The sequence below is a fragment of the Paenibacillus crassostreae genome, assembly GCF_001857945.1.
Classification (GTDB): domain Bacteria; phylum Bacillota; class Bacilli; order Paenibacillales; family Paenibacillaceae; genus Paenibacillus_AQ; species Paenibacillus_AQ crassostreae.
Map to the genome: position 1 here is coordinate 624333 of NZ_CP017770.1, position 26014 is coordinate 650346.

Sequence of the window (26014 nt, forward strand, 5' to 3'; positions counted from 1 at the left end):
ATTTGACCTCCCAATTACTTTTCTTATATTACTGTTATCCTCTTGGTTACGTTTTCATTATCATACAAATGAACGAATATCCAAATATAGAATCCTCATGCTTTATATAAAAATTCTCATACGTTCTTTCACTTCACAAATGGAAACAATTGTTTCTGGTTTTCTGGCCAGAGCATATTATCAAGATCAACCAATTTAGAGCCCGTATCATCTCGTTCAGGGACTTGGATCCCCTCGATCGCATCTACCGCATGTTTAACAGCCAAATATCCATTACTGAATGGATTCTGAATAACCGTTGCCTGAACAATCCCTTCTTGAATCATTTCAATCACTTCTGGGGGACTATCAAAAGTAATAATCTTTACCTCTCCACCTAATGAAAGTCTCTGAATTTCTTGGGAAACTCCGATACCCGCAACTTCATTTAATGCAATAATGCCACTTAAATCAGGATATTGGATTAGCATATCATGCGTTAATTCCGCGGCAAGCTGCACATCAGAACCACAATAGACGAGATCTACCACGTCGATATTCGGGAATCGAGCAAGATAATCCAACATTCCTGATGCTCTTTCATTCGCATTACGAGCTCCCTCAACAAAACTGACAAGGCCCACTTGACCACGTCCACCAATCAATTCTATTAATCTCTCTGCTGCTTTTTGTCCTGCTTCATAATTATTGGTACCTACGAAACTCTTCACCCGTGCGGATGCAACCTCTGTATCCATAGAAATAACGGGTATTTTATGATGAGAGGCTGTATCTGTTACTTGTGCCAATCTCATATAATCGCTAGCAGATAAAATAATAGCGTCCGCCTTATTCTGGATAGCATCTTCCACCAATGTTATTTGTCCTTCGATGTCATTCTCACTGTCGGGACCCGTAAATGTAAGCTCAACATTGTACTCTTTAGCAGCCACTTCTGCCCCCATCTTTACAGTGTTCCAGAATGAACCACTATTCATCTTCACGATCATACTCACTTTACGATCGGAATCTGTCTTACGTAAACTTGAAGGAACTTCTGCACAAGAAACTAATACTAATGACAAAAGTGCCATAAGTAACATCATTCTTTTTAGGATTCTATTCATAGAGCCCCTCCTTCTACTGCAACATCCATCCCATTCTTCATGACAGGTATCGTAATCGTGACTGTTGTTCCTTCTTCTAATTCACTCTGAAAAGTTAAACCATAACCTTTACCATAATAAAGTTGGATACGTTCATGTACATTTTTCACACCAACACCAGAACCATTTGAATTCTTCACGCCAATGGTTAATAGCTGTTCCATCACTTGTGTAGTCATTCCTAGTCCATTATCCGTAACCGAAATCATGATCTTCTCATCCTCAAGCTTAACTGCAATTCGTATACTTCCTTCATCAGGCATGAGTTCAATCCCATGATAAATTGCGTTTTCAACAATGGGCTGAACGATTAGCTTCAATGTAGTGCAAGTTAAAGCTTCTTTTTGAACTTCCATCGTATAATTGAACTTACTCTTATATCTTATTTTTTGAATAATCAGATAATTACGAACATGCTCTAGTTCTTCCTCAACCGTAATCACATTCTTCCCCTTGCTAAGACTAATCCGAAAGAACTTAGATAAAGAGGTGATGGCTGTTACAACATCTTCGTTCTTCCCTCGCTCAACCAGCCGAATCACAGAATTCAATGTGTTGTATAGAAAATGTGGGTTAATCTGTGCTTGAAGTACATCTAACTCACTCTTGCGCTTAGCTTCCTGTTCATGAATAATCTGTCCCATCAATTGACGAATACGCCTTAACATAAAGTTAAATCTTTTGGATAACTGCTCAACTTCATAAGCACCTTTCACATCTATAGGTGTATTGAAGTCACCTTGTCCAACCAATTTGACGGCTTTCTCTAGCCTACGAATGGGCTGGGATATCTTAGCAGATACAAAGATCGAGACCACCAAGACGACAATAATAACAAGGGATAAAAACCAGAAAATAAAGACTTGAAGATCACTCTTAGTAGTGACAATTTCATCTGGATAGGCCACGCCAACAATTTTCCAATCGATCGGTTTCGCTGTTCTCACGGTAATATAACGTTGCTCAGGTGTAGATGTATCTAAGTAACTTCCGTATGCATATTCAAATACAGGTTCTATATTCTCATATTTTAGCCCAGCATAAATTAACTGCTGTTGTGGATGATAGATGATATTTCCAGCCGAATCGATAATATATGCGTAACCTTTTTTACCTAGAGTAACTTTACTACTGAGTTCATCTATCGTCCGAAAGTTAACATCGACCAGCAAAATCCCCTTCTTAATAACCCCATCAGATTTATAGGTAATCATCTTACTTAGGGACACAACCCATTTATACTGACCTTTATATAAGTTCTGAATATGTGGTTGCGAGAATGATATTTCCTCCGACTCTTTAAGTGCACTTTGGAACCAGCTTTGCTCCGTTAATTGCGTGTTTTTACGCATGACTGCATTTGGGACATCAAGTACCATATTACCTTCGGGTGTAAATAAGGCTACACTGACCAGATCTTCACGCGTACGAAGCAGAATCTTCAATTGTTCTTTCAACAAAGAATCCGAAATCTGATCCGTTTGGTCAATCTGTTGTTCAACCACTTCATAGATATCCTGAGTTCCTTTAATATACAATTCCAAGTGTGAATTCACTTGATCAATAATCTGTTGTATGTTCAAAAATGCATTATCTTCCGCTGATTTGGCGAATTTATTATAGAGAAGAAGACTAACTAGAAGAACTACGATGATCGTTATCATTGTAAATGATATCGTAATAATGACCTGTATACTCCTCCAATTAAACGATAGTGGCACTTTCGATTTAGTCTTCACTCGTTACCGCCTCTCCTATATTATTCCGGTATTCTTTAGGAGAGATGCCAAACCTCTTTCGAAAACAAAAACTGAAATAATTAGGATCGATAAATCCTACCTGCTCGGCTATTTCAAAAGTACGCAACTGACTAGAACGTAATAAGTCCTTCGCTTGCTCCATACGTAAATGCATTAAGTAATTCACAAATGTCATTTTTACTTCTTTCTTAAAAATACCACTGAAATATCCCGTACTAATATGTAGATGCTTACAAACCGTATTAATGGAGATATCATTCTCTTGATAATGAATAGCAATATACGCTTTGGCGTCATTTACGAGTTGGTTGTAGCTTGATTGTCTTCCCTTAGAAATATGGTTCATCAGTTTCACACAAATACCCGCAATCCAACATTCGACTTCATCCAAGTTATTAAACTTCGTAAACTCAGCGAAATAATCTTTCGATGCCAGCAACTCATCTAACTCCATCCGAAACTCCTTAGCGATCTTCATAATAGACGTCAAAATCTCCAGTACATATACATGACAATCCTTAACCGAGAGATGAAGCATCTCCTGTCCCGCAAAAAGCGTCTCTACCATATGTCTTACTTCCTGCGCAGTCCCCACCTTGATCGAGCGAATTAACATTTGTTGATTCAATTCATCATATTGAAGGGGCTCAAGTTTATATTGTTCGGCTCTAGATTCCACATCATCGATCCATATCACGCGATTATTTCCCAACAATAAACGGTAATCCAAAGCCTGTAATGCATCATGATATGAAAAATTTATATTTTCAAGATTATTTGTTATGGTTCCAGCACCAATAGTTACCGTTAGCTTTAAATATTTCTCAACATTCTGTCTTACTTCATCTAGTATTTGTAGTATTTCTGGAAGTTCCTTCTGTGGATGTAAATCCTGATCATCCATCATCATTAATAGAACAACATCATCATGATGTAGAAACACTTCACCGATCTTGTGCTTGAGACAGATCTCATTGGCAATATTAAATACTGCGAATAATTGTAATTGACGATCTTTGGTATCTTTTAAAGATTCTTGTGATGTCAATTGCATAGGTGGATGTACCATCTGTTGAAGTTCAGCATTGAAATAATCCACTCGTACGATAGATACCATATATAATGAAGCTTTTAAGTTAAGCTCGTAACTTACGCTTTTTTCATTGATTTCTTCAATTGACAGTCGTCTAGTTACAAGAGAAGATAGAAATTTTCCTTTCATAATCGGAAGACTTTTACGGTAATGTTGGAGCAAATTATGTAAGTTAGCTTGATCAGCCAATTCTTCATCCAGAATACCTTTCACTTTCAACAATACATCCACTAATTCTTGGGCTGAAAAGGGTTTTAGGACATATTCATCAATCTGCATCTTAATCGCCTTTTGAGCGTATTCAAATTCATCAAATCCGGTTAATATAATAATTTTCGTATTCGGAACATTTATTCTGATCCACTCCGCAAGCTCCAATCCATTCATAAAAGGCATTTGAATATCTGTTACGACAACATCAGGATGATATCTCTCAATCAATTCTATCGCTTCTCGACCATTCTCCGCCTTATCCAGCACTTCGAAACCATGCTCTTCCCATGATATTTCATCAAGCAATCCTTCTCTTACGTCTTCTTCGTCATCTACTAGAATAAGCTTATACATCTCAATCATTCCTCGCTAATAATTTGAAAACGGTTACATAAGTAAGTGAAAATAATTAACTTTCGATCAGATGCAGGTATTGTATATCAAATCCTATGTCGGTGTAAACCATCATTTTCACATTCTAATATAGAAAAAAAGTGAGTATCCTCAAAGCCATAGACATGACTTGGACCACCCACTCTAATATAGTAACCATTCTTATATAACGATCTGTCTACAATGATTTACTAAAAAGGTACCCAACATTAGTAAAACCAATGTGTTTATAAAATGATCGTGCAGGAGCGCGTTCTACGCGATTTCCACTCTTAAGAAATAGAAGTTTGCTCCCATTACTCTTACTCCATTCTTCTGCGTTACGAACTAATCTCTTACCAATACCTTGGCCATGGTAATCTTTATCTACCACAATCGAGGTGATTTGTGTTGATGGTTCAGCATTAGCATAACTTACAACATTGCGAAGGCTTATTTCACCCACAACTTTGTCATTGACTTCAGCAATCAGGGTACAATGCAAAGGACTGGATTCCATTTCTTCCATCCGTTCTTTCATCACCGCTAATGTTGTAGGGTAATTCAATTCTCTCATTAATGCAGTAAGGCGTTCCAAATCATCCCATTTAAAATTACGTATACACAACGTTGGCGTAGAAAGACTACTATTCATGGTCAAATACCTCCACTTTCAAAAGACTGGCAGCATGCTTCGCATTTGCTCGTGCAATGTCAATATGATCAGCTGTACTCAAAGCAACAGCCATTCTTCTTCCTGGCTTCGCTTCCCCTTTACCGAAAATCCTAACTTGAGTACGAGGTAGTGAGAGTGCTTGAGCAACTCCACTTACAACATAATTAGAACTATAACCTGAAGATTTCAATGTTGCAGATGCACCAGTTGATAGAAGTTGTACCTGTTCGATTGGTAATCCCAGAATAGCTCTTACGTGTAATGCAAACTCTGATAAATCTTGAGTCACCATGGTTACCATACCGGTATCATGAGGACGTGGTGAGACCTCACTAAAGAGGACGCCATCTGAAGTTAAGAATAATTCCACTCCGAAAATGCCGTATCCTCCCAATTCATCCGTTATTGCTTTTGCAACAACTTGTGATTGTTTCAATTGTGCTTCACTCATCTGATGGGGTTGCCAAGACTCCACATAATCGCCATCTCTCTGTATATGGCCGATTGGTGGGCAGAACAGCGTTCCCGATACAGAACGTACAGTAAGAAGCGTAATTTCACTCTCAAAATCAACAAAAGACTCAATAATTACCCGTGTGTTTTTAGCTCGTCCACCTTCTAAAGCTGTAGTCCAACATGATTCTACATCATCTGGGGTACGGCAAACACTCTGACCTTTCCCCGATGAACTCATAATAGGTTTCACCACACATGGTGTGCCTAATTCCATAACAGCTGCTTTCAGTTCATCCAGATTATCCGCAAAGCGATAACCAGCCGTTGGTAAATGAAGAGTCTCTGATGCCAGACGACGAATCCCTTCGCGATCCATCGTAAGTCGAGCAGCACGCGCAGTTGGAACCACATGAAATCCTTCATTCTCGAGCTCTAGTAGTGCATGGGTTGCAATAGCTTCAATCTCTGGAACGATTACATCTGGTTGTTCTAGTCTTATAATCCTTTTCAATGCTTCTCCATCAAGCATATCAATCACATGCGACCTGTGGGCTACCTGCATTGCAGGAGCATCTTTATAGCGGTCCACGGCAATGGTCTCAATTCCCAAACGTTGAGCTTCAAGAACCACTTCTTTTCCTAATTCTCCACTGCCCAGCAGCAACATTTTTCTGGAATTCGCAGAAAAAGGAGCACCCCACACCACTTGCCATCCCCCCCATAGATCTTTCATATCTATTCTCGGGGATTCGCAAGCAGATTGCAAGAGCACTCCACTATTTTTCAGCAAATTCTTACATAAAATTGTGACATTCTCACGAAAACATGTCGATTATTCAAATCCACTTTAAATAAATCGAAATTGCGCTTCGATAAGACCATTATAGATTCCTTTTTGTTGGATCAATTCAGCGTGATTTCCTTCTTCCATAATTTCGCCATGATCCAGAACCACAATCTTATCCGCATGCCGTATTGTTGACAGTCTATGCGCAACAATAAATGATGTTCTGCCTTGAAGTAGAACTTTCAATGCTTCTTTGATCTTTAATTCTGTCTCCGTATCAATGCTTGCTGTTGCTTCATCCAATATGAGGATGCGTGGATTAGCAAGTAATGCTCTGGCGAATGATAAAAGTTGACGTTGTCCCATAGATAGGATATTCCCACGTTCTTCTACTTCTGTATCATATCCTTGTGGTAAATTTTGAATGAAATCATGTGCATTTACTGCTTTGGCTACAGCTTCAACTTCTTCATCCTTCGCGTCCAACCGACCGAATCGAATGTTATCTCGAATCGTACCTGAGAATATGAAGGTATCTTGCAAGACGATCCCGATCTGACTTCGTAAACTTTCCACCTTCACATCACGGATATCATATCCGTCAATGGTGATCTGTCCATCCGAAATATCATAAAAGCGACTCAACAAGTTGATAATCGTACTTTTTCCAGATCCCGTATGCCCCACTAATGCAATCGTCTGACCTGCTTCAACATTTAAGTCGATGCCTTTCAGTGCTTGACGACCTTTTTCATACTCGAATATGACTTTCTTAAGTTCAATATCCCCTTTAATTTGAGGAAGTGAAATAGCATTAGACTTATCGTCAATGTTAGGTTTCTCATCCATAAATTCGAAAATACGTTCCGAAGAAGCCATTGCAACTAATAACTGATTATACATCTGACCTAGACGATTAATTGGATCCCAGAAGTTACCTACATAACTTGAGAAAGCTACTAGCAAACCAATTGTTAGTTCACCTTGTTGGATTAAGTAAGCACCGAGCCAGAATAGAATCAATGTACCGAATCCACCTGTAATTTCTATCAACGGACCGAACCCTTGGTTCATCGTTGTTGCTCTATCCCATGACTTCTTCGCATCTTTGTTCATCGTATCGAAGAATTCCATGTTCTCTTGTTCTTGCGTATAGGCTTGAGTAACACGAATCCCCTGAATCGATTCATTTAGATGTGAATTGATCCGAGATCCTTTCATCCGAACTTCCTGCCAAGCGCCCCTGATCTTCACTCTTAATTTCGTTGAAATAAAGAACATAATCGGTACGGTTATGATTACTGCAAGACCTAGCTTGAAGTTAATCAGTAATAAAATAACCATGATCCCTACGAGCTGAACGCAATCAATCATTAAATTTACGACACCATTTGTAAAGAGCTCCTGTAATGAATTCACATCATTCGTTACTCGAACTAGGATGGAACCTGCAGGTCTTTTATCAAAGAAATTAAATGATAGCTTTTGAATATGCTTAAATAAGTCGGCACGTAGATCAAAAATAACTCGCTGTCCAATAATATTCATATACTTAATACGATAAGATGAAGCTATCCACTGAACAACATATAATACTAGTATCGCTGCAGCAAGCATGTATAACATCTTTAGACTAGGGCTAGCAGATGAAATTGCTTTATCGATCGCCAAACTGGTCAAAAAAGGCACTGTCAATTTCGTGATCGTTCCTAGAACCATCATTAAACCAATCAGCGGTAACAATTGTTTCGCATATGGTTTCATATATGCAAACAATCTGCGGAATTGACCCCAATCAAATGCTTTATCAATGATGTCATCATCCTGATAGACGAACCTTGCTCCACCTTTTTTGATGGCATTTGGTTCCTTCATTTGTTCTTTCTCAATTCCTCCATTGGTGACTGTACTCATGATCTCACCTGCTTTTCTGCTTCCCCGGGTATTCGGGAGATATGGTCAGCGTACTGGATTTGGTAAACATCTTGATAAGGGCCCGGTACACTAATTAAATATTCATGTTTACCTCTTTGTACAACCTTACCTTCATCTAACACTAGAATTTCATCCGCATGCCGCAGTGATGAAATACGATGGGCAATAATAAATGTTGTACGCCCTTTCATAACTTCTTGGAATCCGGACTGAATCTCATGTTCTGTTTCCATATCAACCGCACTTGTTGCATCATCTAGAATGAGAATCTTAGGATTCTTTAATAGAGCGCGAGCAATAGCAATACGTTGCTTCTGACCACCTGAAAGCCCCATTCCACGTTCTCCAACAATCGTATTATAACCATCAGGCATTTCCATAATAAACTCATGAGCTTTCGCTAACTCTGCTGCGCGAATAATTTCGTCCATAGAAACATTCTTCAACCCATATGAGATATTATTCTGAATGCTTGATGAGAATAGGAAAGTTTCTTGAAACACAGAAGCAATCTGGTTCCGCAGACTATAAACTGTAATATCACGTATATCTATTCCGTCAAGCTTAATATTTCCTTCATTCACGTTATAAGCATGCATCAATAATTGAATGATCGTTGATTTACCTGAACCCGTTCCACCGAGGAATCCAATGACCGAACCTGATGGAGCATCAAAATTAATATCTTTTACTGCTGGTACTGCATTTCCATAGGCAAAGGTAACATGATCAAACGTAATATGTCCCTGTACATCTTCTGACTTCAACTCTTTTGCATCTTCGCGGTCTTTAACATCTATTGGATGGTTAAGTAATTCTAATACACGCTCGCCTGATGCCTCAGACTGAGTATAGTTGTTAATTAGGAATCCAATATTCCACATAGGACCGATTATGTACCAGATCAAACTGAAGAATGCAACCAATTCTCCTAATGAGAGTGTTCCGTTAATAACAAAAGTTCCCCCGACCGTTAGCAGTAAGACTACACTAATTGAAGCTAGGAACTCCATGAGCGGGAAAAAATGACTCCATAAGGTAGAAGTAAAGATTTGGTTCGTCTTATACCGTTCATTACGAATGGAAAATTTCTCAACTTCATGTGGCTCACGCGCAAAAGATTTCACCGTTCTAACTCCGGTAACATTCTCTTGTACGGCAGTAGTCAGAGAACTTAGTGCTAAACGCATTTCTCGGAATGCAGGATGGATTTTCCCTTCAAATCTCAATGCTACAACGATTAAAAAGGGAACGCTTACCATTGTGCATAGTGTGAGCTGCCAGTTAATGGAGAACATCATTATAGAACCAAATAACACCATTAACCCAGTGTTCATCATTTGTGCTAATCCGAATCCAATAAAGTTACGAATGGCTTCTAGATCCCCCGTTAGACGAGACATAAGATCCCCTGTCTTGGCAGTATCATAATAACGAAAAGATAGATATTGCAATTTCTCATAACATGCATTTCGTAAACGATATGCTAAATGATTCCCCAATCTACCTCCTAATGTTCCACTCACAAATTGCATGAGCGCCTTTGCGATTACGACAAGTATGACACTAATAGCAAGCATCGGAACTTTGTCGAACTGCTTAGGTACAATCGCGTCATCAATCAATCTGCTAAGTAGTATGGGCGTTACTAAACCTAGCGCAGTTGCAATGGCCAATGCAAAGATCGATAAGTACAAGAACTTTCTTTTGTCCCAGAAGAAGCTCTGCAGTTGCCTTAGTACATTCATGTTTCTCCTCCTTTAGATGCGTAAGCTCCATATCATACATTTATAAATTTGTGAACATTAATGAAGTTTAACACCGTCCTCGGAAGCGAGCAAAGGCCAAACATCATCATAATTAGCCCCGTTTCGGATCCTTCTGCCAATTGCACCAAATAATCAATATTTACTTATTAAATGTTCCAGTTTCCTTCATATTCCTAACTAATTTGAACAAAAGAAAGGAAACGCCATAAAAGCGCTTCCTTATTCCTTCTATTTATCTAGTTAAGTCATTCATGACTTGCTCGAATATGATCAAATTCTTACTTAATTCTTGCCATTGACCAAGAGAATCTGCTCCTTGCAACGTCTCTTCCATCACATTATAACTTTCCTGTAATTGTTCGCTGAGTACAGAACCTCGACGATGAAGAGCCTGCTGAAATTCCGTATTATAAAAGTTAGCTAAATATTGTTGTCGTGATTGAACAACTTCTGCGATCGCCTCTTTCAATGTTGGTTCAATATCATGACGTAGTTTCTCTCGACCCTTCCCTTCAAAGAATGCTTTTGGTGACTTGAAAATATGCCATACTGCTTGCCAATCCATAGATTGATGAAAATGACTTGCTTGGATATTAGGAAGTTCCCAATCCTTAACTTCCTTTAGGTTAGTTAACAATATACCTTCATCTAGTTCTTGGAGTTGTTCGCTTAAGCGACTCGCTGCTTCATCTAGAATCTTTTTTGACTGCAACTCAAGTCTCAAGGTGGTAGCCCATACTTCTTGGTCAATCTCTCTTAATAAGATTTGTTCTAACTCACGACCACAATCCATGTAGATTTCTTTCAAAGAACCAGCTCCATCACGAAGTACGGATGGGTGAAAGGATTCTTGAAAGAATGTCCCTATGCGATAATAGATCCGTTGTCGCACATGAAATAGCAATTCTTTCGTTTCTTGTTCGATGTCCTTCTCGACGCCTTCCATCTTCTCAAACTGACTTAATAATCTACTTGCATCGATCCATGTCTTAGCTAACTCCTGACGTTGTACCCCTCTGGTAACCTCATCTTGTCGTGATATACGATCCCACTCATCTGCACGCATTCGTGCTGAGGTAATCTCCTGTCTGGCTGCTTGGATGGATAATCCAGGCAGCTCTTTCCCTGCGAAATCATTCAAGGAGTTCTCAAAAGCCGTAAATCCTGAATGCAGTTGTAATGAATCATCACCACTGATCTTCCCCTTCAATGCTTGCATACTGGATAAAGCATAAATATGTGGGGAACCAATACCACTACTCCGCAAATTTAATTTCACATGTTCCTTCACTTGCTCTAACTCATCACTAGAGCCAGCCAAGTCTGAAGCATTAATAATGAAATACATCTTATCCAGTGCGAAGCTATCTTTCACTCTCCCTAATTGGGATAGAAATTGTCTGTCTCCTTTAGTAAAGGCATGATTGTAATACGTGACAAACACGATCGCATCCGCATATTTCATATATTGAAAAGTCACACCTGTATGACGTGCATGCAGAGAATCTGCTCCTGGTGTATCCACGAGAATAATTCCTTGTTCCGTTAGATCGCAACTGTAGAATAAATCGATCCGCTCCACAAAACATGATTTGCTCTCATCTGCCACAAAAGCTCGATACTGTGCAAGATCAACAGATTGAACTGAACCTAACCGTTTCTCAGCATCTTTCCATCCGGCACTAGCCGCTTTTAGAAAAGTATAATGTGGTAATCCAGCAGGATGGATTCCATCAGAAGTGATATGATTTACAGTCTGACACCAATCCAATGGATCTGGTGTCCCGAGATGAAGGATTTCGAATGATATCCTTAAATCTTCCATCCATGATTCACGAGATTTCATGATAACATGCGCCGTACCATGTTTCATCTCGCCTTGAGGCGCGAGAATACGATTGATCGCTGCGGTGGTAGGATGCGGCGATACGGGCAATACATCTTCGCCGAGCAAGGCGTTGGCGAAGGATGACTTGCCGGCGCTGAAGGCACCGAACAGCGCCAGTGTGAACGTGCCGCTATGTAGCGCGGCGGCACGTTCAGTAATCCCCCGCGCGGCCGTTGCCATCGCGGGGTACTGCCCGAGCAGTGCGGCAGCGCCTTGCAGTTGCGCGGCCGCATCTGCTAAGCGCTGGCGGCGGCCTCCGGCAGCGCCGCCAGTTGCCCCGCCGCTTCGCGGTGGCGGGGCGAGCGCGGGCGCGACGCGAAGCGCGCCCAAAAGTGCGGAAGCCGCCACCGCCGGGGCGGGCGGCCGTAGGGGCCCCACCACCGGCAGGATGCCGGGGGTGAGGGCTTGGCGCGGCGGCAGCAGCTCCGCTAGAGCTGCCGCATGCGCTGCTTCCTCCCGCAGCAATGCTGCATAGCGGGAGGAAGCGGCCGACTGCTGCTGCAGGTCGGCCATGCGGGCCCGTAATTGCTGCAGCTCGCGCGCAGCAGCCTCCTCGAGCAGCAGCAGAAGCTGCTCGTGGAACTCCGTCACTCTACGACGATAGTGACTCTTAATCAGTTCAGACACAGTAGTACAATAATTCAAAACATACTCGCCAGATAGCGTAGCCTCATTTTGATATGCATTGGACACCATCGCCTCATCTATGGAAGGGATGAATAAATCCAGTTTCTTTTGCCATTCCACACTCCATAGATCATGTTTCGCTGCCCATTCAGATATCAAATGGCGAACATGATATTCTACCTGTGATGCTACTCGTTCTCCCAGATGGTTGAGAAATTGATTCTTCCTTTGTTCTTGCTCGACAAGCGTCTTATTTCCTACAAGCCATAACCCTTTCTTAAATCCAGGTCTACGGCTCTCTAAATAAAGCTGTGCTAGTTCTCTCATCTCAGCTGGCATTAAGTTTGAATTGTCTAACAATTTATTCAACTCAATACGTATTAATTCTCGTTCATTTTGTGACGCTCCCTCAAGATGTGTCTGCTCAAGTTCCAAGGAAGCTTTCTGAGCCTCAATCTGACCTAACCACTCTTCTCCTCCTAGTTCCTCCAACAGACTCTCTTTCTCCATATCTAGTGATTGTGTATATTGTTCTAAATGCTCTTCAGCCACATGTTGAACCGAACAAGAAACACTATAATCCACTAATACTTCTCTCTGAACAATTAAATCAGTTATTAATGACTTCAATCGATCATGCTGATTATATGGATGATTCATTTCCTTCAAAGAATTATACAGAATCCCTTCATAAGCCACCTGCCAACGTTCAAAGGCTGTGACCACTTCTTCATGATACCCTAGAAAAGATAACTCATGCTCTTGATGTTTATCGATTTGATTCACAATCAAATACAAAGGTTTACCCCAATCAGATAGACTCTTCGCAAACATTAAGTTATTCTCTGATTGAACATGGTTATAATCCATCACATATAGAACAACATCCGCTAAATGAAGTGCTGAGTGAGTAGCCTTCTGATGTCCATCATCTGTAGAGTCCACTCCGGGTGTGTCCATTAGCACAGTATTTGCACCTAGAAAAGGAATATGATCCCATACCTCGATCGAAGAATATTCACCACCGTTCTTACAATAATCATCAAGTTGTGTTGTTGATACTTCAAGTGGCATTAGTTCTTCATGACTAGCATCTACATCCGTTGGAACGGCAGGATATATGATTGCATGAGAAACTCCATTGCGAATCATGACAACATTAGCACTTGTAGGAACTGGACCAGAAGGTAAAATAGTCATTCCACATAACTTATTAATTAGACTTGATTTTCCCGCTGAGAAATGACCACACACTGCAATTGTAAATTCCCCAGCTCTTTTCTTACGCATGAGATCATTGATCGCTTGACTACTTTTCCAATCTCCCCAAGCGGATAACTTATGATGAAGCGTTTCCAATTGTTCTAATCCATTTTTAATATTATTTTGTGTTCCTACCACCATGAACAAATTCGCTCCCTTATGAACATACTGATCTCCATATATATGGTAGAATACTTCAATCAACCATTGTGATCATTTTCATTGAAATATCTATATCTTAACATTTCATATCCTTTTGGGAAATCCTTTGTCCCCGTTTAATGACACAAAAAAATAAAACCGAAGAATATTCTCCGGTTTTATTTTTTTATTCGTTTGTAAGTACCGCTTTAACTATTAAAGAACAGCACCCTCTAGATCAGGAATCAATATTTCAAATACAGAACCATGTTGGAGAATCGTCACACCACGTGATTTATCTCTCATAACTACAACTTCTGGTTTCTGTGACATACGTTCGAAATAATGTTCTGGTACTTCTCCGGAGTGGCTGACCGTGATGCCCTCCACTTCCTTCTCTTCATTCTCTGCAAATTCAGCATCAACAATCGTCTCGAAAATATCGGAAAATTGTTCAAAATTGTTTGTATATACGGAAATACATTTCATCTAAATCCCATCCTTCTCCATCTCTAATGTCACTATCCAATATTCTTTTTATCTTTCCTGTTTTGGGTCATCTTCATACGTTTTTTGCCTTCACGACATACATCAAGCAGTGGGCAGACCTCACACTGTGGATTTTGTGCTTTACAATGATAACGTCCAAAAAAAATAAGTCGGTGATGTGTTTCAGTCCACTCATCACGTGGAATCTTTTTCATGAGCTTCTTTTCAACTTCAAGCACCGAGTCATTCCATCCAGCCAATCCTAGACGCTTGGCCACCCGTTCCACATGTGTATCAACCGCTATGGCAGGAATTTCAAATGCGTTAGACACGACCACATTTGCCGTCTTACGACCAACCCCAGGAAGTAGCACCAATTGCTCATGTGTTCTAGGAACATCACCTTCAAATTGATCTATTACCATTCTACATAAACTCTGAATATGCTTGGCCTTATTACGAAAAAGTCCAATTCGCCGAATATCCTGTTCCAATTCTTCAAGTGGAACATCGATATAGTCTTGAGGTGATCTATACTTTTGGAACAGATCCTTCGTAACCTTATTAACAGTCTCATCTGTACATTGAGCAGACAAGAGCACAGCAATCGTCAATTCGAACGCATTGCTATGAATCAATTCACAATGCGCTTCAGGAAACATATTCCCCATTGTGTCCAATATATGTCGTACGGTTGCAGCTACCACGATGATTACCTCCTGCCATAAAAACGTCTTGATCCAGGAAGTACTCCCCGTATCAAGACGGTGTATTTCATGACACTCCCAAAAACAGTTTATTGTTTCTGTATTTCCACAATGACATCATTATTAAAATACAGTACAATATTATCATTTTCTTTGAGAGATTGCACGGGTAAAGTCGTGTCACCTTGGTGAATATATGCGGTTGGTGATAAAACAAATCGATATTTCTCATCTGAATATTTTCGCTTCACGAACAATTCGTTAGGTGAACTCGTATATTTCCAATAAGTATGATTGAGTGAACTTAGAACGTTAATGTTTGTAGTTCCATCCACATCCTTGCGAATTTCAACGCGATCACCTACAAGTAAACCATTCAAAACCGTACTCACACTACCTGTACGAAGTAGTTTAAGAGCACCCTCAACTTTATAGACTTCTGTACCACCTGAATAATTTTTAACCGTAATATTACCATTCGCCGTATCAACAGAGACAACTTCTCCTGTAATCAGCTTGATTAGTTGAGCTGTTTTAGCAGTATTGCCCATGAAATGAACATTTATGACTTGTCCAGCTTTTAGATCTGATGCCTTTATTGCTTGACCGGTATCATTAATCACGTTAGCATAGTTTAAATATATAGTAGTCGAACCAATTCCTGATTTCACTGTAATAAAATTACTTGTAGAGTTAACCGTATCTACTACATACTGAGCAACTGACTTCACGAGAATTCTTTGCACAATAGCTTGATCGTCCGAAAGTACAAGTGAAACTTCATTGCCAATACTAAGATCTAGCATATTGAGATAACCCTTACCATACTTCTCTATCGAAATTGTACCATATGGAAGAGTAATGCTCTGTCCTCCTGCAACTTTAATCGTTACTTTCCTAGCAATTGTATCCAATGCGGTTAAAGTTCCATCATACTTATACACAACATCAAGCGACAATGCACGATTACTGATATAAGTAAGGTTTACCACGCGCCCGTTCGTTAGAAGTGCTTCCATTCCAGTTAATGTTGGTGTTGTCGTATTATATGTTAACTTTGTTGTACTATCTAACGTCACTACTAAAGGATTCCCTTTTGCATCTTGGAGCGTCAATAGTTTTGTTTTCTTATCATAGGATACAACTGCTGAACCTGGTTTTTGTTCCATTTGTCTACTAAGCACAACAACCTTCGTTACTACTTCCTTCGAATCGAGCGTCAATTCAACTTTATCCCCTGAAGTACGGTCAGCTAAAAGATCAGCAAGAAGTGGCTCATCAATACCACTGATCACGATTTCTGGTTTTTCTGAAAGCATCTGCACTTCCAATCCACCTGTTTCTTTTGTATACGTGAGAGTTGTGCCACTTGATCCGATTTCATAAAGTGTTCCACGAACCTTACGTTCAACAGCTTCAGTCACTACAATGGATCGAAGGATATTGTTACCTATCTCATAAGTGATTACTGATCCTAATGATAATTCTGAAGGAATTAATATCTCATTTTGATAGCTAAATCTAGAGAAATCATCCCATGAATAAGTTTCAATAGTACCTGCTATATTCTTTATTCCAATAAGCTTATTGGTAGGATCCACACTTTCCAACGTACCTGAAGCCGTCTTATTCACAACTCCTGTCTTTACTTGAACAACAATGAGATTCTTATTCTCAGTGAAATTCTCTCGTTTAATAATGATTTGGCTTCCTGCAGTAATTGCTTCGGGCTTAATTACTAAACCATTCTCATCAAGGAATACCGTATTGGAATTATACACGAAAGATTCAAATGATGTATTAGTGGATACACCCAATGAATTCCCCGGGAATAACCGTTCAAAAGTTGTTTCAATACTCTCCAGTTGTTCTGTTGGATCGGTTACTTCAACATAGGATGCCTTGCCGTTATCCCCAACAATCATTACTTTTGAATATAACTTCAGGTCAGATAAAGAAATCTTCGTATCTAATGTTTTGGTATAAAAAGCTGTTGTATTCTCTAATGTAAAATTACGAACACTTCCATTAACGTATAAACTGATTGAATTATCAGTTAATCCAGTAACAATTCCCTCCGCAGCATTTGCATATTGAACATCACTAAACGCTCCACCACGGCTAAAGAATGTAGCAAGTTGCGCACGTGTAACCGATCCTTGTGGATCGAATCGATTACCCTCTATACCATTCGTTATTCCCATTGTGATTGCCGCGTTCACGTATCCAAGTTTAGAAGATGATATTTTGCTATTATCAACAAAAGTTGTGGCATTATTGGCTAAAGCAACTGCCTCACTATCCTTACCAATTGCTTTAACTAATAATTCCGTAATCCATTCACGACTGGCTCTTTTCTCGCCCCAAGTCGTTTTTGTTGTTGTATCATCAGTCTCAACGGTTTTATCCAATAGATTCTGTTTTAAAGCCAATGCAACAAAAGGTTTAAAATAACTATTTGCGGTAAAGTTAGCAGGCAACACGACATCGGAATTCGTATTGATTTGATCTTGAATATTCATAAAACGGATCGCCATTGTAACAGCTTCTTGTTGAGTGACATAATCATTGGGTCTAAATAGACCTTTATCACCTAAAAGTATGCCTTGTGCTGCTAATTTGTAAATATGCTTTTCAGCATAATTACTTTTCACATCACTAAATGATCCACTACTTGCTGCTACTGTACTGCTTACTACCGGTGTTGATTCATCTCCGAAAACAATACTCCCAGAACTCAGAGCTACTATACTTGCAAGCATAGCAGATACCACTTTCTTTGAACTTATAGAATGACTACTTTTGGATTGCATCATATTACCCCTCTCTCAAAACAACTAATCAAACATGAATCAATTTAATAATTACGCAAAACTATTTAGATGCAACTATATATTCACAAAGTGAATCGCTCTGATCAATATATAGTCCTTATTAAAGCTGCATAGGCGATTAGGAAATTGATCCTCGAATGAATTATTATTCGACAGATAATCTCTATTTCCTGCTTCGATCTACTTTTTCATCATAGGATGCTCTAACTCAACATGCCCCATCAGGCTCTCTATTTGAGCACCATCGACTAATAATTCGATAGATTTCACTTCTTCAAATTGAAAAAATGTGTTCTGAAGTGATTCAATAGCATACATTTCACCGCCTGAACCTAGACGTGCCTCATCTGGCATATGAATATCAATCGTTAAGGCCCCGTCACTGAAATCTATCGTAAGTAATTCAATCTTACCCCATAATGGTATAAGTTCATCACTACCACTGGTCTGAAGGGCCTTAAATGACGCTTGATATTTCTGTATGTCATCATTAAACGTGATCTCCTGTTGAGACTCTAGTAATTCCATTGCTTGAGGATCAGTATAATAGACTTTAATATTTTCCTTTTGTGATTGTTCAACAGTTGAATCCTTAGGAGGCTCATTATTGTTAACTCCACCTGAAGCGTTCGTTGTCGGTACATTTTCATCTGGCACCTGAACTACACCTGTTTGCTCATCTGCCGGCAGCACCTGAGGTTTATCACCACAAGCCGTTCCAATCGCTACGACAAGTACAAGCAACCCTGTACACCACCATTTTTTATTCATGTTGTTCCTCCTAAAAGTTTATAAGCGTTACTTCTTGGTATACTTCGAATAAACTACATCGGAAGCATAATCTTAAGTTTTTGAGCGTTACTTCTTATGGAATACTTCGAGAAAACTCTCTTCGTAAGCATAATCCAAGTTTTGTGAATAAACTTCTTGAGCATACTTCTTCAAAACTAGCATCGGAAATATTTATTCGATCTCGAGATACTCTTTAATTCCATCTACAATACCTTGAGCAACTCTATTTTGTAAGCTTTGAGTGAAGAGTGCAGCTTCATCTGATTTATTACTCAGATAACCAGCTTCTAATAAAACAGCGGCCATCTTCGTTTCGCGTATAACATGGAAATTTCCGTATTTAACTCCTCGATCCTTCAACCCTGTTGCTTCAACTAGGTACTTATGCATAACCTTAGCAAATGCTATACTACTTTGGTTTTTGTAGTATGTCTCACTTCCAGTTGCTGCAGAAGAACCTGAACTATTCGCGTGTATAGATACAAATACATCTGCGTTCAAGTCATTAGCAATTTTTACACGTTCTTTTAATTCTAAGAAAGTATCATCATTTCGCGTTAATACGACATCAATGTTAGGTTCATTCTGCATTAACTTCTTAACTTTTAACGCAATGGCAAGATTGAAATCTTTTTCCTTTTTCTTAGTTACACCAAGTGCTCCAGGATCTTGATTACCATGACCTGCATCGATAACTACGATATTCTTACCATCATCAACAGGAACAACCGGATTTACATCCTTCCCATTCAAATCAACAACGAAAGTGTTACCTTCAGAATATAGCGAATAAGATTTGGCGTAGTTCAAATCTAGAACAACCCTTACTGTAGATGGGGTATTACTAAATAATGAATATCTGACTTTCGAAATATCTGAATACCCAATAATATCAAAACTGCCCTGTGAATGTATATCTAGTTGTTGATTTTCTCCAAATGTATCCGAGAACTGAGCATAAGGAATATCAACGACAATTCGATCAGGAGAGTTCAATACAGACACCTTTGGTTCTACATTCTCGGTCAATGAAATCATTAAGCGATTATTACTAAAATCCATCCCATTGATAGCTGCTAGTTCATCTACTGCTGGCTTCTCAACATTAGTAGGAGATATCAAATATACTTTCTTCGAGATATTATCCCAATTCACTTGAATTCCCATCTGCTCACTCACGAATCGTATAGGTACGAAGACAGTATTAGATTTCGCAAATGGTGCGGTCGACAAGATTGTACTTTGGCTATTAACCCATGCTTTTTTATCATCAACTTTTAATTTTATTAATTTACTATTTTCTTTTATAGTTACCGTGTGATCTTGTTGCCCCCATATGACTTCAAATCCTAGATTCTCTGCGACCACACGAATTGGAATCATGATATTGTTATTCACATTCTCAATTTGTACATCTGTTGTAAAAATAAGTTCCTTACCGTCCAAAAACACATTTGAATGTTCTGAAGCTGCTTGTCCCTTGTTCGGAAATGCCATAACAAAGATGATAATTAACAATAGAAAGCTAAATTTCTTCATCATTCACCCTACCATTCTAAAATTTTTGTCATACCAAACTATTCGATTTCGATCTCACATCCTTTCTTCGAACAATTATTAGACGTATTTTTATACTAAAAGTTGCGAATATATTCCTTTTTCGATAAAAAGCCCCCTTACTTTCCAATAACCTTCACTTGACTAGAATGGCAAAGAACCTGATAGCTATTTTGCCATCAGGTTCTCTCTTCTTATCTATCAAATTCCTACTGTAATACATCCTCACGTAACATTGGATGTAATAGATCAACATGCCCCATGAGACTCTCGACAGACTGCCCATCTACTAGCAGATCAATACTGTTTACTTCTTCAAATTGAAATAGCGTTGAAGTTAGGGCAGTGAGCGCAAATTGTTCTCCGCCTGATCCTAATCTAGCCTCGTCTGGCATATGAATATCAATCACCATATCACCATTGTTGAACTTCAAGGTCTTCAATTCTATCTTTTCCCATAAAGGAATGAATTCAGAACTCTTACTACTCTGCAATGCCTTGAATGCAGCAATGTACTTTTCTTCATCATTTGAAAAGTTAATTTCTTCTGTTGTCTCTATAAGTTCCATTGCTTGCATATCCGTGTAATACACTTTAATGATCTCGCTTGAAATCGAATCTTCAACTCCAGGTACACCTTCTTTAGAAGGTGTTCCTTCATCTTCTACCTCAACTACAATCCCATTGTTAGCATTAACGGTAGAGGTTGTACCATTTGTTGTTGAACTACCTTCGGCCTCATTAGCAATTGGATCCTGCAAAGTCTCTGCTTCTGAAAGAGGTTTCTCTCCACATCCCAATCCAACAATCATTAGTAGTGATAATATCAATATACATCCCATTTTTTTAATCAATATAAGCACATCCTCCGGTGGAAATCACTTAACTACTTCTATTATGTTTTCTAATATCTCATCTGTTATTAGTTCATTCGTATTAGAAACACTACTTGGTTCAATATGAGTATTTAAATACTCCTTGATTCCATTGGCTGTAGCTTGCGCCACTCGGTTTTGCAATTCATCTGTGAACAGAATTGCCTCATCACCACTATTACTTAAGAAGCCTACCTCAAGTAGTGAAGCTGCCATCGTAGTCTCTCTGATTACTTTGAAGTTATTATCGGTCACACCACGATCCTTTAATCCTGTAGCTTGAATTAAATACTTATGAATGATGGTTGCCAACTCTTTACTATCACTACGTTGATAGTAAAAAGTTTCAGTTCCGTTAGGCTTCGAAGATGTATTGCTATTCGCATGTATAGATACGAATACATCTGCATTTAATTGATTGGCTTGTTCTACACGCTTAGATAAAGTAGGGTATACGTCACTATCTCTTGTCATCACGACATCAATATTCGGTTCTTTAAGAAGAATCTGTTGCACTTTCAAAGCAACGGCCAAATTAAAGTCTTTCTCTTTCTTCTTCGTTATACTTGTTGCTCCCGGATCTGTTCCGCCATGTCCCGGATCAATCACGACAACCTTACGTCCTGTATCAATCATAGGAACTTCTTGTTCTGCAGTCGCATTTAAATCAATTACAATGGTATTTGAACCCAATTCCTGCTTCAATTGATACTTATGAGCCGCACTTAGTCCAATCACGACACGAACGATATTGGAATCCCGACTAAACGAATATCTTACATCAGTTACATCAGGATTAATGCTAAGAGCCTCTGCAGTTAATGACCCTTGTAATGTGCTCTCCAAGCCAAATGTATCTGAAAAAGTAGTATTTGGTAAGTCCACCACAATTCGATCATTACCGGTCAACGTGAAAGCATTGGGTTTAATATCACCTACTGTAGCGATGATTAGTTGATTATTAACAAATTCTATACTCTTTACTTGATTTCCAGTACTGTTGCCTGCACTAGATGAATTTGGCTGTGTTGCACCATCATACGTTAAATCTGAATCTTCCAATACGACTTCAGAGTCGATATCCGTAACAGATTCAGGTACAGGACTTGTCAGATATACAGTCTTATATATATTATCCCAACTTACTAAGAGCCCCATTTGTTCACTTACAAATCGAAGAGGTACTACAACTGATTTATTCTTCACTTGTGGTGGAGCCATTAGCGTAATTTGCTCTCCATCAATCAAGACTTCTTGTTTATTAACAGTTAAAGTAATGTCTTTAGCATCTTGCTTTATTCGAACGCTTTGATCAGCTTGATTCCAATCCACATTAAATTTCAAACTTTCGACAACAACGCGAATTGGAATCATTACATTACCATTGACGGCCTCTATTTCAACATTTTCAGGCATTGTTATTTCATTACCATCCAGAACAATCATAGACTGAATTGCATCAGCCTTTCCTTCGTTTGGAAATACGATAAGAAAGAACACAAACAACATCAATACAAGACTAAATTTCTTCATCGTTCACCCCAGTTGGATATATTTCGTCTAAAATTCGTTCACGTCTACATTTTTCTCATTACAAACATAATTCTAGCTAATATGATGAATACCTTCTTTTATTTCATTTTTTTTTGAAATGATAAAATCCCTCTCCAATGTTGGATAAAAAAAAGGATACCTCAGCCAGTTTAAATGGCTTTGAGATATCCCAGATCAGTTATGAAATTGATTTGTATATCAACTATATTTTAATATTAAACTACTGCACTATTTGCTCTTTTTTGCTCAAATGCCGTAATGTCTGCTTCATGTTGAAGTGTTAGACCGATGTCATCTAGACCTTGTAGTAAAAATTGACGACGGTGCTCATCAATTTGAAAATCGATGTGTAGACCATAATCATCAGTCAATGTTTGATTCTCTAAATTCACATTCAACTTGTAGCCTTCATGTGCTTCAGTACGTTGGAATAGATCTTCCACTTGTTCTTCAGACAACTTAATAGGTAAAATACTATTTTTAAAACAGTTATTATAGAAAATATCTGCAAAAGAAGGAGCGATAACACATTTGAATCCATAATCTAGAATCGCCCATGGTGCATGTTCACGAGATGATCCACAACCAAAATTAGCCCTAGATAAAAGAACAGATGCTCCTTGGAAACGTGGCTTATTCAACTCGAAACTCTCTATATTGTTTCCTTCTTGATCAAAACGCCATTCGTAGAATAAAAATTGGCCAAATCCTGTCCGTTCAATTCTTTTCAGAAATTGTTTAGGAATAATAGCGTCTGTATCCACGTTCACGCGATCTACCGGTCCCACAATACCAGTTATTTTAGTAAAAGCCTCCATATTGATAACTCCTCTCTTATTGTACTTTAGTTAGCTATTTCCGTATTAAAGTTCCATTCACGAATGTCTACGAATCTACCTTTGACAGCAGCCGCTGCAGCCATCGCCGGTGATACTAGATGCGTACGACCTCCACGTCCTTGTCGACCTTCGAAGTTACGATTCGATGTTGAAGCACAACGTTGTCCCGGTTGAAGAACATCTGGATTCATCGCTAGACACATACTGCAACCTGCTTCACGCCATTCAAACCCAGCTGCAGTGAAAATCTTATCAAGCCCTTCTTCTTCTGCCTGTAGTTTAACTTTTCCTGATCCTGGAACAACGATAGCTGTAACTTTACCCGCTACACTATGACCTTTCGCTACAGCTGCGGCTGCGCGCAAATCTTCGATCCGCCCATTCGTACAAGAACCAATAAATACATAATCAATTTCAATATCAGTCATTGGAGTTCCTGGTTTAAGATCCATATATTCAAGTGCTGCCTCAGCAGCCTTACGTTCATTTTCAGTTGGCAATTCAGCTGGTACAGGCACTTTCGATGTAATATTTGTACCCATTCCAGGACTAGTACCCCAAGTTACTTGCGGAATCAATGAATCGACATCAAAATCAACCACTAAATCGAACGTCGCACCTTCGTCAGTACGTAATTGTTTCCATGCTTCAACAGCTATATCGAAGTCTGCACCTTGAGGAACATGCTGGCGTCCACGTAAGTAGTCGAATGTTGTCTGATCAGGAGCGATCATACCTGCTCTTGCACCAGCTTCGATAGACATATTACAGATCGTCATACGTTCTTCCATCGTTAATGCAGCAATAGAATCACCAGTGTATTCAACAACATAACCTGTTGCGAAATCTGTACCATACTGTGCAATAACACCTAGGATCATGTCTTTCGCTGTTACACCTAAATTACGTTTCCCTACGAAACGAATTTCCATTGTCTTTGCTTTAGACTGTTGTAAACATTGTGTTGCTAATACATGTTCAACTTCACTTGTCCCGATACCAAATGCCAAAGCACCGAAAGCGCCATGTGTTGAAGTATGACTATCCCCACACACAATTGTCTTTCCTGGATTCGTAAGACCAAGCTCTGGGCCCATGACATGGACAACACCTTGCTCAATTGTATTCAAATCATATAATGTCACACCGAAGTCACGACAGTTTTGTGAAAGAGTATCAATTTGTTGTTTAGAGATTGGATCCTTAATATTGAACCGATCTTGCGTAGGTACGTTATGATCCATTGTTGCAAAAGTACGTTCAGGTCTACGAACTTTACGTCCACTCAGACGTAATCCTTCAAAAGCCTGTGGAGATGTCACTTCATGAACAAGATGCAAATCGATATACAGGATGCTTGGTTTGCCCTCTTCTTGATGAATGACGTGATTTTCCCAAATTTTCTCAAACATTGTCTTTTTACTCATTATTATCACCTCGTCTAATATTCGAACCTTGGAAGTTCTGCCCTATTCACTAGCATCGCTTAATTAATTCATATATTATCATCAAAGCATTCATTGTTCCAAGATATAATATCTATAGAAGTTATAGGATCAAACTATAATACAAGCAAAGATTATATCATTTTCCAGAATATTAACAGGAACTTCCAACGAATTAATCTTGGAAGTCCCTATATATAACATTTACATTTATGTAACGATGATACTAGGATTACTAGTTACGATTTCTCTCTCAAGCTTCCGATATCTGTTGATCGCCATCGTACAATATTTCGAATTCTTATTAAGGTTATCTTCAAAATAAGCCTTACATAGTATGGGATCTAGCCGTTTAATTCTATCTACATTTACAGCATTGTTTCGATCGACAATCTCGAACCTATAATCACTGTTATTCAATACGGTTGTCCAATATTTCATCGTACCCATCGTGTAATAGGTGTGGTCAAGTGTATGAACAAGTAGACGTGCTAACCTCCCACTCCATTCCAGGAATATGATGTCTTTCCCATCAAGTGATACAATCCCTGATTCGCCTTCAATATCTTTAGTAACAGATAGATATTGTTGCATCAAATCAGCTCCAATTATTTTATTTGATATTGTGATTTATTACGGTAATTAACGTTGTTTCAATAATTCTTCTGGGACTTCTCCTTTGTAAATATAGAGGGCGCTTGGTGAGTTCACAGATAGCACAGCAAAGAAAGATAACAGAGTAGCCGTGCCATATACAAAAGATGTTATATATTTATTGATCAATCTTTTCAATTTAA

19 protein-coding genes are annotated in these 26014 nt (G+C 39.0%); all 19 read right to left on the reverse strand.

All coding sequences use genetic code 11. From position 1 onward, the window contains the following. Positions 1–128: 128 nt before the first annotated feature. On the reverse strand, positions 129–1106 hold the full coding sequence (locus tag LPB68_RS02985; protein WP_068658011.1) for a substrate-binding domain-containing protein: 978 nt from the start codon (positions 1104–1106) through the stop codon (positions 129–131). After that, positions 1103–2884, reverse strand: coding sequence for a histidine kinase (locus LPB68_RS02990; RefSeq protein ID WP_332455176.1), 1782 nt, complete (start codon positions 2882–2884; stop codon positions 1103–1105). Before LPB68_RS02990 ends, LPB68_RS02985 begins: the two co-directional genes overlap by 4 nt. Continuing rightward, complete coding sequence (locus tag LPB68_RS02995) at positions 2874–4565, reverse strand: response regulator (RefSeq protein WP_068658009.1); 1692 nt, start codon at positions 4563–4565, stop codon at positions 2874–2876. The genes LPB68_RS02990 and LPB68_RS02995 overlap by 11 nt, the downstream gene beginning before the upstream one ends. Positions 4566–4782: 217 nt before the next feature. Further along, a complete protein-coding gene (locus LPB68_RS03000) occupies positions 4783–5238 on the reverse strand; it encodes a GNAT family N-acetyltransferase (protein WP_232510213.1) in 456 nt (151 codons plus the stop codon). Beyond that, positions 5231–6418: a formate-dependent phosphoribosylglycinamide formyltransferase gene (purT, locus tag LPB68_RS03005; protein WP_068658679.1), complete on the reverse strand. Its 1188-nt coding sequence runs from the start codon at positions 6416–6418 to the stop codon at positions 5231–5233. The genes LPB68_RS03000 and purT overlap by 8 nt, the downstream gene beginning before the upstream one ends. Before the next feature lie 144 nt (positions 6419–6562). Next, entirely contained in the window at positions 6563–8377 is a 1815-nt protein-coding gene (locus LPB68_RS03010) for an ABC transporter ATP-binding protein (RefSeq protein ID WP_068658677.1), read from the reverse strand. 35 nt (positions 8378–8412) lie between these two features. Next, positions 8413–10185 carry an ABC transporter ATP-binding protein gene (locus tag LPB68_RS03015; RefSeq protein ID WP_068658005.1) on the reverse strand — a complete coding sequence of 591 codons (1773 nt, stop codon included), beginning with the start codon at positions 10183–10185 and terminating at the stop codon, positions 8413–8415. A gap of 253 nt (positions 10186–10438) precedes the next feature. Then, entirely contained in the window at positions 10439–14125 is a 3687-nt protein-coding gene (locus LPB68_RS03020) for a dynamin family protein (RefSeq protein WP_068658003.1), read from the reverse strand. A 216-nt stretch (positions 14126–14341) separates the two neighbouring features. Further along, a complete protein-coding gene (locus LPB68_RS03025; RefSeq protein ID WP_068658001.1) occupies positions 14342–14614 on the reverse strand; it encodes an NAD/NADP transhydrogenase alpha subunit in 273 nt (90 codons plus the stop codon). Between the two features lie 32 nt (positions 14615–14646). After that, on the reverse strand, positions 14647–15321 hold the full coding sequence (gene nth, locus LPB68_RS03030; protein ID WP_068657999.1) for an endonuclease III: 675 nt from the start codon (positions 15319–15321) through the stop codon (positions 14647–14649). Positions 15322–15410: 89 nt separating this feature from the next. Next, a complete protein-coding gene (locus LPB68_RS03035; RefSeq protein WP_082865699.1) occupies positions 15411–18137 on the reverse strand; it encodes an S-layer homology domain-containing protein in 2727 nt (908 codons plus the stop codon). Between the two features lie 198 nt (positions 18138–18335). Next, entirely contained in the window at positions 18336–18926 is a 591-nt protein-coding gene (locus LPB68_RS03040; protein ID WP_068657997.1) for a GerMN domain-containing protein, read from the reverse strand. Between the two features lie 192 nt (positions 18927–19118). After that, entirely contained in the window at positions 19119–20486 is a 1368-nt protein-coding gene (locus LPB68_RS03045) for an N-acetylmuramoyl-L-alanine amidase family protein (protein WP_068658673.1), read from the reverse strand. A gap of 227 nt (positions 20487–20713) precedes the next feature. Beyond that, positions 20714–21358: a GerMN domain-containing protein gene (locus LPB68_RS03050; protein WP_068657995.1), complete on the reverse strand. Its 645-nt coding sequence runs from the start codon at positions 21356–21358 to the stop codon at positions 20714–20716. Positions 21359–21382: 24 nt separating this feature from the next. After that, positions 21383–22912: an N-acetylmuramoyl-L-alanine amidase family protein gene (locus LPB68_RS03055; protein ID WP_068657994.1), complete on the reverse strand. Its 1530-nt coding sequence runs from the start codon at positions 22910–22912 to the stop codon at positions 21383–21385. A gap of 236 nt (positions 22913–23148) precedes the next feature. Continuing rightward, a complete protein-coding gene (gene leuD, locus LPB68_RS03060; protein WP_068657992.1) occupies positions 23149–23751 on the reverse strand; it encodes a 3-isopropylmalate dehydratase small subunit in 603 nt (200 codons plus the stop codon). A 26-nt stretch (positions 23752–23777) separates the two neighbouring features. After that, positions 23778–25199 carry a 3-isopropylmalate dehydratase large subunit gene (leuC, locus tag LPB68_RS03065; protein WP_068657990.1) on the reverse strand — a complete coding sequence of 474 codons (1422 nt, stop codon included), beginning with the start codon at positions 25197–25199 and terminating at the stop codon, positions 23778–23780. Positions 25200–25427: 228 nt separating this feature from the next. Continuing rightward, positions 25428–25811, reverse strand: coding sequence for a LytTR family transcriptional regulator DNA-binding domain-containing protein (locus tag LPB68_RS03070; RefSeq protein WP_068657988.1), 384 nt, complete (start codon positions 25809–25811; stop codon positions 25428–25430). A 48-nt stretch (positions 25812–25859) separates the two neighbouring features. Next, positions 25860–26009 (reverse strand): cyclic lactone autoinducer peptide, encoded by a 150-nt coding sequence (locus LPB68_RS22195; RefSeq protein ID WP_232510212.1) that lies wholly within the window; start codon positions 26007–26009, stop codon positions 25860–25862. Positions 26010–26014: the final 5 nt, after the last annotated feature.

Bases quoted from the DNA above. Each gene is read 5' to 3' on its own strand.
- LPB68_RS03010 (WP_068658677.1), bottom strand. From the start codon at position 8,377: ATGAAGGAACCAAATGCCATCAAAAAAGGTGGAGCAAGGTTCGTCTAT.
- LPB68_RS03000 (WP_232510213.1), bottom strand. From the start codon at position 5,238: ATGAATAGTAGTCTTTCTACGCCAACGTTGTGTATACGTAATTTTAAA.
- LPB68_RS03015 (WP_068658005.1), bottom strand. From the start codon at position 10,185: ATGAATGTACTAAGGCAACTGCAGAGCTTCTTCTGGGACAAAAGAAAG.
- LPB68_RS02995 (WP_068658009.1), bottom strand. From the start codon at position 4,565: ATGTATAAGCTTATTCTAGTAGATGACGAAGAAGACGTAAGAGAAGGA.
- LPB68_RS03055 (WP_068657994.1), bottom strand. From the start codon at position 22,912: ATGAAGAAATTTAGTCTTGTATTGATGTTGTTTGTGTTCTTTCTTATC.
- LPB68_RS03025 (WP_068658001.1), bottom strand. From the start codon at position 14,614: ATGAAATGTATTTCCGTATATACAAACAATTTTGAACAATTTTCCGAT.
- LPB68_RS03040 (WP_068657997.1), bottom strand. From the start codon at position 18,926: ATGAATAAAAAATGGTGGTGTACAGGGTTGCTTGTACTTGTCGTAGCG.
- leuC (WP_068657990.1), bottom strand. From the start codon at position 25,199: ATGAGTAAAAAGACAATGTTTGAGAAAATTTGGGAAAATCACGTCATT.
- LPB68_RS03020 (WP_068658003.1), bottom strand. From the start codon at position 14,125: ATGGTGGTAGGAACACAAAATAATATTAAAAATGGATTAGAACAATTG.
- LPB68_RS03035 (WP_082865699.1), bottom strand. From the start codon at position 18,137: ATGATGCAATCCAAAAGTAGTCATTCTATAAGTTCAAAGAAAGTGGTA.
- LPB68_RS03070 (WP_068657988.1), bottom strand. From the start codon at position 25,811: ATGCAACAATATCTATCTGTTACTAAAGATATTGAAGGCGAATCAGGG.
- LPB68_RS03045 (WP_068658673.1), bottom strand. From the start codon at position 20,486: ATGAAGAAATTTAGCTTTCTATTGTTAATTATCATCTTTGTTATGGCA.
- LPB68_RS02985 (WP_068658011.1), bottom strand. From the start codon at position 1,106: ATGAATAGAATCCTAAAAAGAATGATGTTACTTATGGCACTTTTGTCA.
- leuD (WP_068657992.1), bottom strand. From the start codon at position 23,751: ATGGAGGCTTTTACTAAAATAACTGGTATTGTGGGACCGGTAGATCGC.